The sequence below is a fragment of the Saccharothrix luteola genome, from assembly GCF_020859565.1.
GTDB lineage: Bacteria > Actinomycetota > Actinomycetes > Mycobacteriales > Pseudonocardiaceae > Actinosynnema > Actinosynnema luteola.
Map to the genome: position 1 here is coordinate 235,389 of NZ_JAJHUO010000002.1, position 13,825 is coordinate 249,213.

The window sequence follows — 13,825 nt, forward strand, 5'->3', positions numbered from 1 at the left end:
GGCCGCCCCCGGGGGGCCCGGCGGCCCCTCGGGGGCCGGCCCCCCCGTCCCCGCTACCTCGCCAGCTTGTCCCGCACCACGTCCGCCCCCGGGGCGTCCATCACCGCGTGCGCCTCCAACGCCCGCAGCCAGTGCCGCCGCGCCACCTCGGGGTCCTCCGCCGCGTCACCGAGACCTTCGTGCGCCCGCGCCTCCTGGCCGCGGTCCCCGGTGTCGACGGCGATGGCCAAGGCCCGGTCGAACTCCGCCGAAGCCTCCGCACGACGACCGGCGCGCAGGTGCAGGTCGCCCAGCACGCACCGCATGTCGCCCTCGCTGACCCGGTGGCACGCGGCCCGGCTCGCGGCCAGCGCCCGGTCCAGGTGGTCCAAGGCCCGCGCCTCGTCACCCATCAGGCCGAGCACCTCGCCCAGCCTGGCCAACGCGTAGCCCTCGCCGACGCGGTGGCCGTTGGCGCGGGCCTTCGCCAACGCCCGGCGGTGGTGGTCGAGCGCCTCGGCGTACTCCCCGCGCCTGCGGTGGACGACGCCCGTCTCGCACAAGGCGTAGCCCTCGGCGACGTCGTGGCCGATGCTGCGCGCCAGGTACGCGGCCTCCGTCAGGTGCTCCAGGGCGTCGTCGTACCGGCCGAGGCGCTGGTAGGCCACGCCGATGTTCGACAGCGCCGCCGTCTCGCACGCGACGCCGCCCACCTCGCGGATGATCTCCAACGCCCGCAGGTTGATGTCGATGGCGTCGCGGTGCCTGCCGGCCAGGCCGTCCAGCACGCCCGTCGCCCGCAGCACGTCCGCCTCCCACTGGCGGTCGCCGGAGGCGCGGAAGACCTCCATCGCCCGCGCCTGGCACGACCGCGCCTCGGCCTGGTTGCCCGACCGGTAGTGGGCCAGGCCCAGGCGGTGCAGGGCACGTCCCGAAGCGTCGCGGTCAGGTGCCACCGCCAACGCGAGCGAGTCGAGCACCAGGGCGTCGTCGATGTGGTTGCGCAGGTGCAGGTAGCGGTGCAGCACGTCGGCCAGCAGTGTCGTGTACCGCGGTCGCCCGGCCACGGCCAGCAGGTTCGCGCGCTCGGCGTCCAGCCACGCCAGCGCCTCGTCGTACCCGGAGAGCACGGCCGGTGCGGGCAGGTCCGGGCGGCGTGGGCGCTCGTGCGGCGCGATGGTGTTCACGGCCGCCGCGGCCGTGTGCAGGTAGTAGTCCCCGAGCCGGTCCAGCGCGGCGCACCGCACGGGCTCCGGGTCGGTGCGCTCCACCACGTCGCGGGCGAAGTGCCGCACCAGGTCGTGGAACCGGTAGCGCCCGGCCGTCGGCTGCTCCAGCACGTGCACGTCGACCAGGTCCTCCAGCACCCGGCCTGCCGCGCCGACCTCCAGACCGACCAGCGCGGCGACGGCGTCCGCGTCGACGTCCGGGCCGGTGTGCAGCCCCAGGAGCCGGAACACCCGCTGCTGCTCGCCGGTCAGGTGCCGGTAGGACAGCGAGAACGCCGCCGTGACGCCCCGGTCGCCCGCCTCCAGCTCGGCCAGCGGCCGGTCCTGGCGCAGCCGGTCGGCCAGGTACCGGACGGTCCACGCGGGACGGGTGCGCAGCCGGGCCGCGGCGATCCGGATCGCCAGCGGCAGCCGGCCGCACAGCCCGACGACCTCGGCCACCGTGTCGGCCTCGTCGGCGGGCCGGTGGTCCCCGACGATCCGGGCGAACAGCGCGACGGCGTCGTCGTGCGGCAGGACGTCCAGCGACAGCGCGTGCGCGGCCTCCAGGTCCACCAGCCTGCGCCTGCTCGTCACGAGGGTCAGGCTGCGGGCCGTGCCCGGTAGCAACGCGCGGACCTGCTCGGCGTCCGTCGCGTCGTCCAGCACCACGAGCGCGGCGCGGTCGGCGAGCTCGGCCCGCCACAGGCCCGCGCGGGCGTCCAGCCTCGCCGGGATCCGCTCGCCGGGCACGCCGAGCGCGCGCAGCAGGGTGTCCAGCGCGGCCAGCGGCTCGACCGGGGCGCGGCCCGCCGAGTGGCCGTGCAGGTTGACGAACAGCTGCGCGTCCGGGTAGCGGTGGGCCAGTCGGTGCGCCGCGTGCACGGCCAGCGCCGTCTTGCCCACGCCGGCACTGCCGTCCACGGCCTCCACCACCGCCGCGGTGGACGGCGGCGGGTCGGTCAGCAGGCGCGCCAGCTCGCCCTCCCGGCCGGTGAAGTCCACGACGTCGCGCGGCAGCGTGTTGCGCGTGGCCGGCTGCCCGCCGGGCGCGGTCAGGTCCGGGTCGCCGCGCAGCATCCGCTCGTGCAGGTCGCGGATCTCCTCGCCGGGGTCGACCCCCAGCTCTTCCGCCAGCAGCCGCCTGGTCTCCTGGAACACGTCCAGCGCGGCGGCCCGCCTGCCCGACCGGTACAGGGCCAGCATGAGCAGGGCGCGCAGCCGTTCCTGCAACGGGTTCTCGGCGACCAGCCTGGTCAGCCCGGCGACGCTCTCGCCGGCCCGGCCCAGCTCGATCCCGATGCGGGCCCGCAGCTCCTGCGCGCTGAGGTGGCGTTCCGCCAGCCGCTGCCGCTCCGCCTCCAGCAGCGGGCCGTCGAGCCCGCTGAACGGCTCGCCGCGCCACAGCGCCAACGCGGCGTCCACCTGCTCGGCCGTGCCCGCCACGTCGCTGTCGCGGTAGCGCTCGTGCGCGGCGTCGAGGTGCTGCTCGAACACCACGACGTCGAGGTTCGTCGGCTCGCCGTGCAGCAGGTAGCCGGCCTCGGTGTGCACCAGCGACTCGCCCGGCCCGCTCAGCACGCGGCGCAGGCGGCTGATGTAGGTCTGCACGGCGTTGCGCGCGTCGCGCGGCCCCTGGTCGCCCCACACCCCGTCGACGATCTTGCGCACCGGCACCGGCTTGTTCATCTCCAGCAGCATCACGCCCAGCACGGCCTGCTGCTTGGCCCAGCCCAACTCGATCTTCTCCGTCGCCCGCCAGGCCGACAGCGGCCCCAGTGCGGAATAGCGAATACCCGAGAGCATTGCGTCCCCCACCTTTCCCCCAAGGGCGTCCAGCCTAGGTGCCGGAATTCGAGTCAACCAGGGGCCGGTTGAGGGAATTCGACGTGGGGCGTTATGGGGAGCGGGCCGCGCCAGGCCCTGCGGAACCCCCTCTGAGCTGGCACTAAGGCGCTGTGACAGCGGTATGTGCCCACGTTCGACGAGGGTTGTGCCGTCCGCCGGTGATCCGAGCGGACGCGGCAATCGGATTTCCGGTTGGGCGGACTCGGGGGGCTTCGCCCAACCGGACTCCGACGGGGGCGTATGCGCCCCGGACCAGAGAGGGCGGCAATGTCCGACGGAGGGATCGACGTCGTGGGTATCGGCGCGGTGACCGGCTACGGCTGGGGCGCCGCCGCCCTGTGGGACGGGCTCGTCGGCGGCGTCTCCTCGGCCAGGCCGCACCGCGGGTTGGGTGACGCCTTCCCCGACCCCTGCTGGTACGCCCGCGTCCCGGACCGGTCGGAGGCGTCGGGCGGGACGACGCGGTACGCGCGGGCCATCGCCGAAGTCGCCGAGGAGGCGCTCGCCGACGCCCGTGCCCACGGGTGGGAGCCGGGTGAGCGGGTCGCGGTGCTGCACGCCACCACCGGCGCGGACCGCGAGCTGTGGCGCGACCGGTACCTGGGCGCCACGAACCGCCGCCGGTTCGTCGAGCAGGTGTGGACGACGCCACCGGGCCAGGTGATGATCAAGAACCAGTTCCTCGGCCCGAGCGCCGTGCTCAGCGCCGCGTGCTCGTCCGGCCTGCACGCCGTCGCGCTCGCCCACCGCCTGCTGCGCTGGGGCGACGCCACCGACGTGGTCGTCACGTCCGCCGACATCGGCTACGACGGCGAGGAGATCCGGCTGTTCGCCGACCTCGGCGCGCTGGTGCACGACAGCCCGCCCGACGACGTCTGCCGCCCGTTCCAGGAGGGCACGCGCGGGTTCGTCATCGGCGAGGCCGCGGCGGCGGTCGTGCTGACCTCGGCGCCGCACCCGGCGGGCTACCTGCGCGTGCTGTCGACCGCGCTGGGCAACGACGCCTACCACCCGACGTCGATCGAGCCGTCCGGCGAGCACCTGGTGCGCACCGTCGACCAGGCCCTGACCGCCGCGGGCGTGGACAAGGCCGACATCGGGCTGTACGTCGCGCACGCCACCGGCACGGTCGGCTGCAACAACGCCGACGAGCGGGTGCTGGCGCACCTGGGCGCCAAGGCCGTCGCGTACGGCCTCAAGCCGCTCCTCGGCCACACCATGGGCACCGCGCCGCTGCTGGAGCTGGTGGCGCTGGCACGAGCCGTCGTGGAGGGCGTCGTGCCCGCACCGCGCGCGGTCACCGACCAGCGCCACCCGCAGCTCGCCGAAGGCCACTTCCTGCACCCCGGCGGACCGGCCGTGCAGCTCGGCCTCGGGTTCGGCGGCAACGTCGCGGCGGCCGTCCTCCAACCGCACACCGGGAGCAGCCGATGACCGAGCAGTCCACGACGTCGACCGCCGACCGCGAGGCCGTCGAACGGCACCGGGCCAACATCCGCCGGCTCGGGGCGCGGGACGTGCCCATCGCGGGCTACCCGGGCTCCGGCTCGTCGTTGATCGGCAACATCCTGGGTGAGCTGGGCTTCGCGCACGTCGACCCGTACGCGGAGGCGATCGAGCCGGGCGGCGGCACCACCGTGGTGCCCGAGTGGGCCGCCTACCGGGACCGGCTGCGCACCACCGCCGGCGGGCCGGAGCGCGACGAGCTGCGGTTCTTCAAGAACCACCTGTACCCGAGCGAGTACGACGGCGTGGAGGTCGCCGGCGCCGTGCTGCTCGTCCGCGACCCCCGTGACGCCGTCTACTCGTCGTACCAGTGGTTCCGGGGCTTCTCCGCCGCGTGGCTGCCGGAGAACCCCAAGGGCCAGGGCACGTTCGCCGAGTTCCTCGACGGCCTCGGCATCAACTCCGAGCCGCCGATCGCGCACTGGGCGGCGTTCAACCAGTCGTGGCTCGACGCGCTGCCCCGGTTCCGGCGGTCCGCGGTGGTCCGGTTCGAGGACCTGAAGTCCCGGCCCGTCGAGACCGTCGCCGCGCTGCTGGCCGGGTTCGGCGTCGCGGTGGACCGGTCCGAGCTGGAGCGGGCGGTGGAGCGCAGCTCCTTCGAGGCCATGCGGGCGCACGAGGTGCGGGTCGCCGGGAACGGCCCGCGGGTCAACCGGCGCGGCAAGGTCGGCGAGTGGCGCGAGTGGATCGACGACGAGGACCTCGCCGCGCGCTTCCGCGAGCCGGCGCTGGTCGACGCGGCCGCCCGGTTGGGCTACCGCCTCTGACCCGGCCCGCGCACGCCCGCCTCTGCACGCCAACGTGATAGGAGAGCTCCCATGCCGATCAAGTTCGACTTCGGCAAGTACGCGTCCACCTACAGCGATCGGCCGGAGTACGTCGCCGCCGTGGTCGACGCGGTCGTCCGGGTGGCCGGTGTCGGCTACGGGGACATCGCGTGCGACATCGGCGCGGGCTCCGGGCACCTGACCCAGCCCTTGCTGGACCGCGGGCTGCTGGTGGACGCGGTCGAGCCGAACGACGCCATGCGCTCCCTGGGCCAACACCGCACGGCCGACTACAGCTCGGTGAGCTGGCACACCGGCGTCGGCGAGGACACCGGGCGGCCGAGCGGGCGGTACGCGCTGGTCAGCTACGGCGGCTCGTTCGACCACACCGACCGCCAGGTCGCGCTGCGCGAGGCGGTCCGGCTGCTGCGGGCCGGCGGCTACTTCGTCTGCCTGTGGAACCACCGCCTGCTGGACGACCCGCTCCAGGCGCGGATCGAGGAGCTGATCAAGTCGCACGTCCCGGACTTCCAGTACGGCGTGCGGCGGTCCGAGCAGGGCACGGCGATCGAGGAGAGCGAGCTGTTCGAGGTGCCCGTGCGGATCTCCGGCCGGACCGTCTACGACCTCGACGCCGAGGTGTGGTGCGACCTGTGGCGCTCGCACTCGACGCTCGGCGAGCAGGCGGGCGACCGCTTCGAGACCGTGCTGCGGGAGATCCGCGAGCTGGTGCGGGCCGCGGCGGGCGCGCGGATCTCCGTGCCGTACGAGACCGTCGCCTGGGTCGCGCGCCGTCGGGGGGAGGACCGCCCGTGACCCGCGTGCGCCTGGGCACCAAGGCCGAGTCGCTCGCGCGCCTGGCGCCGCTGGTCACCCGCGCCGAGGTGCCGCCCCTGGCGTACTTCCCGCTGCGCCGCTGGCGGTCCGAACGGGAACGCGTGCTCGACGACGTGCTGCGGCAGCCGTGGGCGCGCGGCCCGTTGATGGCGCGCAGCAGCGCCGGGTCCGAGGACTCGGCGCACGGCTCGCAGGCCGGGCGGTTCCGGACGCTGCCCGGCCTGCACACCCGTGAGCAGCTCGCCGACGGCGTCGACCGCGTCTTCGCCTCCTACGACGACGAGCGGCCCGACGACCAGGTGCTCGTGCAGCCGCAGGTGCGCGACGCGGTGCTCAGCGGGGTGGCCTGCGGGCGCGACCCGAGCGGGGGAGCGCCGTACCTGGTGGTCAACTGGGTGGAGGGCGCGGGGACCGACGCGGTGACCGCGGGCCGGGTCGGCGGGGTGAACACCTGGTACGGCACGGCCTGGGGGCCGGACGCGCCGCTGCCGGGCGTGACCGCGCTGCTGCGCGAGCTGACCGACCTGACCGGCCTCGACGGCCTGGAGATCGAGTTCGCCGTCCGGTCCTCGGGCGCTCTGGTGCTGCTCCAGGTCCGCCCGCTCGTCGTGGCCGGCACGCCCGTGCCCGCCGCCGAGCACCGCCTGGTGCTGGAGCGCGTGTCCGAGGCGATCGGCAGGAGGGAGCCGGCGAGGGCTCCGGTGGTCGGCGAGCGCGCCGTGTTCGGCGTGATGCCCGACTGGAACCCGGCGGAGATCGTCGGCCTCCGGCCGCGGCCGTTGGCGTTGTCGCTGTACCGACGGCTGATCACCGACGACGTGTACGCCCGCGCCCGGCGCCGGTACGGCTACCGCGACCTGGGCGGCGTGCCGCTGCTGGTGGACTTCGCCGGCCTGCCGTACGTCGACGTGCGGGTGAGCCTGAACTCCTTGCTGCCGCAGGGGTTGTCCGACGACCTGGCGGCGCGCCTGGTGGACCACTGGCTCGACCGGCTCGTCGACCGGCCGCACCTGCACGACAAGGTCGAGTCGGAGGTCGTGGTGTCGAACCTGGGCCTGCGGCCGGACCGGGTGGACGCGGTGGCCGAGGCCGGGCTGACCACGCGCGAGCACGGGGCGTTCCGCGACGCGCTGCGGCAGCTCACCGACCGGATGGTGTCCGGTCCGCTGTGGGAACGCGACCTCGCCTCGCTGCGGCTGCTCGACCCCCGACCGGGGTGCGGCCACCACGAGCCCGGGTGCTGCGCGCCGGGCATCGCGGCGATGCTCGACACCTGCGTGGCGCACGGGACGCTGCCGTTCGCCGGGCTGGCGCGGGCGGCGTTCGTCGCCACCGAGCTGCTGGGCGACCTGGTCGCGACGGGCGTGTTCACCGAGGACGAGCGGGCCGCGTTCGTCGCCGGGCTCGGCATGGTCGCGGGCGAGTTGAAGAGCGACTTCGCCTCGATGGAGAAGACCGCGTTCCTCAAGCGCTACGGGCACCTGCGGCCGGGGACCTACGACATCCTGTCGCCGCGTTACGACGAGGAACCCGACCGGTACTTCGACTGGTCGGCGCCCCGGCCACCGGTCGTAGAACCCGGCGGGTTCCGGCCGGGCGCCGGCCAGGTGCGCGCCATCGACCGGCTCATCAGCCAGGCCGGCCTCACCTTCGACGCGCACCGGCTGCTGGCGTTCATCGGCGGGGCCATCCGCGGTCGGGAGCGGGCCAAGTTCGAGTTCACCGCCGTGCTCAGCGACGTGCTGGTCAGCGTGCGCGAGTTCGGTTCGCGACAGGGGTTGTCGGCCGACGACATGTCCTATGTGGACGTGGAGGAGGTCGGGTCGACCTCGTTGGCACGCGCCGTGGAACGCGGACGCGCCGCGCACGCGGTCAGCCGCGGTGTGGTCCTGCCACCGCTGATCACCGGCCCGGACGACGTGTGGGGCTTCCGGGTGCCGGCCACCCGGCCGAACTTCGTCACGCGCGGCCGGGTGGTGGCGCGGGTGGCGGACATCGACGCGGGTGACGAGCCGAAGGGCGCCATCGCGCTGGTGGCGGGCGCCGATCCCGGCTACGACTGGCTGTTCTCCCGCGGCATCGCGGGCCTGGTGACCGCGTTCGGCGGGGTCAACTCGCACATGGCGATCCGCGCGCTGGAACTGGGGGTGCCCGCGGTCATCGGGGTGGGGGAGGCGCAGTTCCGGGCGTGGCTCGGCGCGGCGGCGCTGGAGGTCGACGCGGGTGCGGGGCACGTGGGGGTGGTGTCGTGAAGGCGGTCGGCATCACGCAGCGGGCCGTGTCGGACGAGCACGACGAGGAGCGGGACGCGCTGGACGTGCGGTGGGTGGAGTTCCTCGCCGTGTGCGGCGTGGTCGCGGTGCCGCTGCCGAACTCCGCCCCGCACGCCGTGCGCGCGGCGCGGGAGCTGGGCCTCGCCGGGCTCGTGCTGTCCGGCGGTGGCGACCTCGTCGCGTACGGGGGGACGACGCCGCGGCGGGACGAGACCGAGCGGCGGTTGCTGCGGTGGGCGTTGACCGGCGACGTGCCGGTGCTCGGCGTGTGCCGCGGGATGCAGGCGATCCTCAACCACTTCGGCACGTCGCTGCGACCCGTGGCCGGGCACGTCGCCGTGCGCCACGAGGTGGAGTTCCGCTCCGGCGGGCGCCGCGAGGTCAACAGCTACCACCGCTTAGGGGCGGACGTGGTGGCCGACCCGCTGGTGGTGGAAGCGGTGTGCGGCCCGGTAGTGGAGTCGGTGCGGCACCGGGACGCGCGAGTGGTCGGCGTGATGTGGCACCCCGAGCGGGAGCCGGAGTTCGCGCCGCAGGACGTGGCGCTGGTGCGCGGGCTGCTGGAGGTGTCGTGAAGGCGCTCGTGTTGGCCGCCGGCCGCGGGTCCCGGCTCGGCGACGCCACCGACGATCGGCCGAAGTGCCTCATCGAGGTCGAGGGGTCCTCGTTGCTGCACCGGCAGGTCCGTGCACTGAGGGCGTGCGCGGACGAGATCGGCGTGGTCACCGGGTGGCGGGCCGAGGCCTTCGACGGCCTCGACCTGACCCGGTTCCACAACCCGCGCTGGGCCTCGACGACCATGGTCGAGTCGCTCGCCGCCGCCACGCGGTGGCTGACCCGCGAGCCGGTGATCGTGAGCTACGGCGACATCGTGTACTCGGCCGAGTCGGTGCGCCGGCTCGCGACCGCGGGCGGCGACGTGGCCGTGGTGTACGACCCGGACTGGGAAGCGCTGTGGCGCGGCAGGTTCGCCGACCCGCTCGCGGACGCCGAGACGTTCCGGCTCGACGGGGACCGGGTCGTCGAGATCGGCGGGCGCCCGACGACCACCGCCGAGGTGCAGGGCCAGTACACCGGGCTGTTCCGCCTCACGCCGCACGCGTGGTCGGTCGCGTCGGCGACGCACGTGCCGGGACTGGACATGACCGGCCTGCTGAGCCGGCTCGTGCGCGAGCTGACCGTCACCGCCGTGCCGGTGGCGGGGCCCTGGTTCGAGTTCGACCACCCATCGGACGTCGTCGCCGGGCGCGGCGTCCTCAAGGCGCTGGACGAGGGGACGTGATGGCGGGCGTCGTGTGGATCACCGGGCTGTCCGGGGTCGGCAAGACCACCACGGCCGAGCTGGTGCGGCAGCGGCTGGCGCGCGCCGGGCAGCCGCCCGTGCTGCTCGACGGCGACCGCGTCCGGCGCGTGCTGGCCGACGGGCCGGGTTTCGAGGTGGCCGAACGCCGCCGGCTCGCGATGGTCTACGCGCGGCTGGCCGCCGAGATCGCCTCGCAGGGCCACCTCGTGGTGTGCGCGACGGTGTCGCTGTTCCACTCCGTGCACGAGTGGAACCGCGAGCACCTGCCCGGCTACCTGGAGGTGTGGCTGAACGCGTCGCCAGAGGCGCTGCGCAGCCGTTCGGAGGTCTACCGCCGGACCGACGTCGTCGGCGTGGACATCGCCGCCGAGTTCCCGCGGTCGCCGCACCTGGCCGTCGACACCACGACCACCCGGCCGGACGACGTGGCGGACCGCATCCTCGCACTCGTGGGAAGGACAGGCAGATGATCGTGCTGGGCACCCGGGACTTCGGGACCAGAGTGGACGAGCGGACGTCCATGGCGCTGCTGGACCGGTTCGTCGAACGCGGCGGGCGCTGGGTCGACACGGCGAACGTGTACTGGTTCCCCGCCGACCCGAACGGCGTCGGCGGGCAGAGCGAGACCGTCATCGGGCGCTGGCTCGCGGCCCGCCCCGGCGCGCCCGTGCTGCTGTCCACCAAGATGCGCCAGTACCCGACCGTGCCGGGGCGTTGGCCGGAGAGCGCGGAAGGCCTGTCCGCCACGGCGATCCGCAACGCCGCCAAGCTCAGCCTGGAACGGCTCGGCGTCGACCACGTGGACCTGTGCTGGGCGCACGCGGAGGACCGCGGCGTGCCGCTCGCCGAGACCGTGGCGGCGTTCGGGGAGCTGGTCGAACAGGGGCTCGTGCGCCGCCTCGGCGCGTCCAACCACGCGTTGTGGGCCGTGGAACGGGCGCGGGGCATCGCGGCCGAGCAGGGCGTCACGGGCTACACGGCGCTGCAACTGCGGCATTCCTACGTGCAGCCGCGCCCGGACGCCAAGCTGCCGCAGCCCGGCCACCGCCTGGTGACGCCGGACGTGCTGGACTACGTGCGCACCGACGACCTGGCGCTGTGGGTCTACACGCCGCTCATCGAGGGCGGCTACACGCGCCCGGACCGCCCGCTGCCCGAGGCCTACGACCACCCCGGCACGACGCGGCGGCTCGCGGCGCTGGCCCGCGTCGCCGACGAGCTCGGCGCGACCCGCAACCAGGTCGTCCTCGCCTGGCTGCGCGCGCACGGCATGACGCCGATCTGCGGTGTCAGCCGCGTCGAGCAGCTGGACGAGGTGATGGAGCCGGTCGAGCTGTCGGAGCAGCACCAGGTGCTCCTGGACACGCCGGCGTGACCGCGGCTTCGCGGCGGACACGTCCCGGCCGCGTTCGTGCCGATATGATCAGCGCCCGGCTCGACCCCCGAACCGAACGTTCGGGCCCGCGCCGAACGACGCCGGCGGCGGAGGTGGGGTCGATTGGGGAGACGCGCCTGGGTGCCCGCGCTCGTCGTCACCGCGGTGGCCGCGGCCTACTTCGCCCCGCTGGGCGACTGGGTGGCCGAGAACCCGTTGCCCGGCCAGGCGTGGATGAAGCAGCGCACCGGCCTGGCGCTGAGCGTCTTCGCCCTGGTGACGTTGCTGGCCGGCGCCCTCGCGTGGCAACGCCGGGAACGCGCCCCGGACGCGGTGGCGGACCAGGCGTTCGACCCGCGCGCCGACGGGTACCTCGACGACCTGCGCCGGCGGATGAAGGTGGTCTGGATCGACGAGTTCCTGGCGCGGTCGCTGGAGCGGATCGTGCCCGCGAAGCTCGGTTTCGCCGAACGCCGTGACGCGATCACCGGCCCGTTGCGCGTGGTCGGGACCCCGACCCTCACCGGCATCGTGGACATCTTCGCCGACGAGAGGACCGCGCGCAGGCTCGTCGTGCTGGGCGCGCCGGGCGCCGGCAAGACCACGCAGCTGCTGCGGCTCGCCGAACACCTGCTGGCCGACCCCGACGGCCCGGTGCCGATCGTGGTGTCGCTGTCCGGCAGCAGCTGGAAGGTGGACCCGTACAAGCTGGTCGGCCTGCAGTGGGCCCTCCTGCGGCCCCGGTCCGCGGAGGACGGCGAGGAGAGCGCGGAAGACGTCGCGATGCGGCAGGAACGCCTGACCGAAGCCAGGCAGGCGCAGGTCGAGCTCGCCGTCGACACGGCCGTGGAGTGGCTGGCCTGGGAGATCGGCCGGCTGTACCAGGTGCCGCCGAAGCGGGTGCGGCGCTGGCTGGGCGCGGACCGCAGCCCGGTCGTGCTGCTGCTGGACGGGCTCGACGAGATCCGCGACCTGGGAGACCGCAGGCGGTGCGTGGAGGTCCTGTCGTTGCTGCGCTCCCGGCTCAACGCGGGCATGGTCGTGTGCAGCAGGGTCAACGAGTACTTCGAGTCGGGCAGGCGGCTCGAGTTCGGCGTGGCGGTGCAGATCGAGCCGCTCCGGCCGCGCGACGTCGACGACTACCTGAGCGAGGCCGGGCCCGAGCTGGCGTCGTTGCGCGCGGCGTGCGACCGCAACCCGCTGCTGGCGCGGCTGCTCGACACCCCGCTGACGCTGACCGTGGCCGTGCTGACCTACCGGAGCAGGAACGTCGACGAGGCGCTGGTCCGCGAGCTGATCGACAACGACCTCGACCGCCTCTGGTCGGCCTACCTGACCGAAGCGCTGCCCCGCCAACGAGGTCTGACCAGCGCCGTCCCGTACAGCCACGGGCAGTCGCTGCGGCACATGCGCGGGCTGGCGGTGCTGATGGAGTCGGCCGGCCGCGACACCTTCACGACCGACGGGCTGAACCTGTCCTGGCTGCCCCCGGCCGAGCGGCGGGCGGGAGCACGGCTCATCTGGGCCTACGGAGCGCTGGCGGTGGGGTGCGCCGCGGCCGTGACCGGCTACGCCGCGATCACCGGAGGTCCGGTCGCCGGTGCGGTGAGCGCCGGCGTGCTGGCGGCGACCGCGCTGGTGTACTGGCGATCCGCGCTCAGAACACCGGAGACCGGCGTGTCCCCGCTCGACCGATCCGAGTTCCTGTCCGCGCACTGGCGGCTGGACTGGCGAGGGGCGCGGGGTTCGTCCGTGCGGGTGCTCCTGACGGGTCTGGTGATCGGGGTGGCCATCGGGACCGTGGGCGGCAACCTCGACTGGTTCGACGGTTTCCACGGTCTGCTACTGGGCCTGGTCCCCGGCGTCACCGCCGGGCTCACCGCGGGCGTGCTGACGCTGCCGGACCAGGCAGTCGCCCGCACCACGCCGCACGGTCGCCGGGTTTCGGCTGCCCGACGCACGCTGGTCGTTCGGCTGAGCGCGGGCGCGGCGGCACTGCTGGTGCTGGGATCGGCGCACTTCCTCAGCGGCTCGGTCGCGGAACCACTGCGTCCCGCGCTGCTGCACGCGACCATCGCCGCCATCACGGGCATCTGGTTGGCCGGGTTCGCCGTGTCCCTGCACGGCTGGTGGAGTCACCGCACGGCATTGCGCCTGGTGGTGCGGGCGGGGATGCTGCCGCGCGACGTCGCGGCGTTCCTCGCGCACACCGAGGAACGGGTCGTCACCCGGCGCAGGCTCGACGGTCACGCCTTCCTGCACCGCACGTTGCAAAGCCACTTGGCCGCCACGGCCGCCGACCCCGACCAGGCGCGTGCGCTGCCCGGCACGCCGGACGCGCCGCCGGCCGCTCACCCGGGTTGAGCGAGCTCGTCCCGAGCGGCTGCTCCGCCACCGGGTCCGGTTCACCGGCGGCATTGCCGCCGTGGACGTTTCGGACGACCTGTCGGTGCCGCGCACAGCCGGTGTCGAGGCTGAGGCCGAACTGCCCTTCGCCCCGGGTGCCGGACACGACGTGCACGAGGACGACCCGGTCCCGGTGAACCCCGTGCTCCTCGAGTTCCTCGGCGGCTGATCTCGGCGGCGGCGTCCGGTGGCACGCGCCGTGAACAACCTGTTCGGCTCAACGAATCGGCCCGGCCACCGGCATCGGCGCTGATAGCGTCGCCGCCAAGCTCATCGCTCGGGAGTGCGCCGGTGTCCCTGATCGTGGACTGAACGGGCAGGCC

The 13,825-nt window shown here is 74.4% G+C and carries 11 protein-coding genes; 10 read left to right on the forward strand and 1 reads right to left on the reverse strand.

Annotated features, from left to right (window positions below; genetic code table 11):
• Positions 1 to 53: 53 nt before the first annotated feature.
• Entirely contained in the window at positions 54 to 2,993 is a 2,940-nt protein-coding gene (locus tag LNK82_RS02755; protein WP_230565302.1) for an AfsR/SARP family transcriptional regulator, read from the reverse strand.
• A gap of 309 nt (positions 2,994 to 3,302) precedes the next feature.
• On the opposite strand from LNK82_RS02755, the gene LNK82_RS02760 reads away from it, so the two are divergent.
• The 10 genes from LNK82_RS02760 to LNK82_RS02805 all read left to right on the forward strand — a co-directional run bounded on the left by LNK82_RS02760 (position 3,303) and on the right by LNK82_RS02805 (position 13,671).
• Positions 3,303 to 4,469 (forward strand): beta-ketoacyl synthase N-terminal-like domain-containing protein, encoded by a 1,167-nt coding sequence (locus LNK82_RS02760; RefSeq protein WP_230565303.1) that lies wholly within the window; start codon positions 3,303 to 3,305, stop codon positions 4,467 to 4,469.
• The gene (locus LNK82_RS02765; protein WP_230565304.1) at positions 4,466 to 5,308 is read left to right on the forward strand and encodes a sulfotransferase domain-containing protein; all 843 of its coding nucleotides are present in this window, start codon (positions 4,466 to 4,468) and stop codon (positions 5,306 to 5,308) included. The genes LNK82_RS02760 and LNK82_RS02765 overlap by 4 nt, the downstream gene beginning before the upstream one ends.
• A gap of 51 nt (positions 5,309 to 5,359) precedes the next feature.
• Positions 5,360 to 6,124 carry a class I SAM-dependent methyltransferase gene (locus LNK82_RS02770; RefSeq protein ID WP_230565305.1) on the forward strand — a complete coding sequence of 255 codons (765 nt, stop codon included), beginning with the start codon at positions 5,360 to 5,362 and terminating at the stop codon, positions 6,122 to 6,124.
• Positions 6,121 to 8,397: a PEP-utilizing enzyme gene (locus LNK82_RS02775; protein WP_230565306.1), complete on the forward strand. Its 2,277-nt coding sequence runs from the start codon at positions 6,121 to 6,123 to the stop codon at positions 8,395 to 8,397. Before LNK82_RS02770 ends, LNK82_RS02775 begins: the two co-directional genes overlap by 4 nt.
• Entirely contained in the window at positions 8,394 to 8,993 is a 600-nt protein-coding gene (locus LNK82_RS02780; RefSeq protein WP_230565307.1) for a gamma-glutamyl-gamma-aminobutyrate hydrolase family protein, read from the forward strand. The genes LNK82_RS02775 and LNK82_RS02780 overlap by 4 nt, the downstream gene beginning before the upstream one ends.
• Complete coding sequence (locus tag LNK82_RS02785) at positions 8,990 to 9,700, forward strand: phosphocholine cytidylyltransferase family protein (RefSeq protein ID WP_230565308.1); 711 nt, start codon at positions 8,990 to 8,992, stop codon at positions 9,698 to 9,700. Before LNK82_RS02780 ends, LNK82_RS02785 begins: the two co-directional genes overlap by 4 nt.
• Positions 9,700 to 10,191 (forward strand): adenylyl-sulfate kinase, encoded by a 492-nt coding sequence (locus LNK82_RS02790; RefSeq protein WP_230565309.1) that lies wholly within the window; start codon positions 9,700 to 9,702, stop codon positions 10,189 to 10,191. The genes LNK82_RS02785 and LNK82_RS02790 overlap by 1 nt, the downstream gene beginning before the upstream one ends.
• Positions 10,188 to 11,096 (forward strand): aldo/keto reductase, encoded by a 909-nt coding sequence (locus LNK82_RS02795; protein ID WP_230565310.1) that lies wholly within the window; start codon positions 10,188 to 10,190, stop codon positions 11,094 to 11,096. The genes LNK82_RS02790 and LNK82_RS02795 overlap by 4 nt, the downstream gene beginning before the upstream one ends.
• Positions 11,097 to 11,219: 123 nt before the next feature.
• A complete protein-coding gene (locus tag LNK82_RS02800; RefSeq protein ID WP_230565311.1) occupies positions 11,220 to 13,460 on the forward strand; it encodes an NACHT domain-containing protein in 2,241 nt (746 codons plus the stop codon).
• 61 nt (positions 13,461 to 13,521) lie between these two features.
• Positions 13,522 to 13,671: an alpha/beta fold hydrolase family protein gene (locus tag LNK82_RS02805; protein ID WP_230565312.1), complete on the forward strand. Its 150-nt coding sequence runs from the start codon at positions 13,522 to 13,524 to the stop codon at positions 13,669 to 13,671.
• Positions 13,672 to 13,825: the final 154 nt, after the last annotated feature.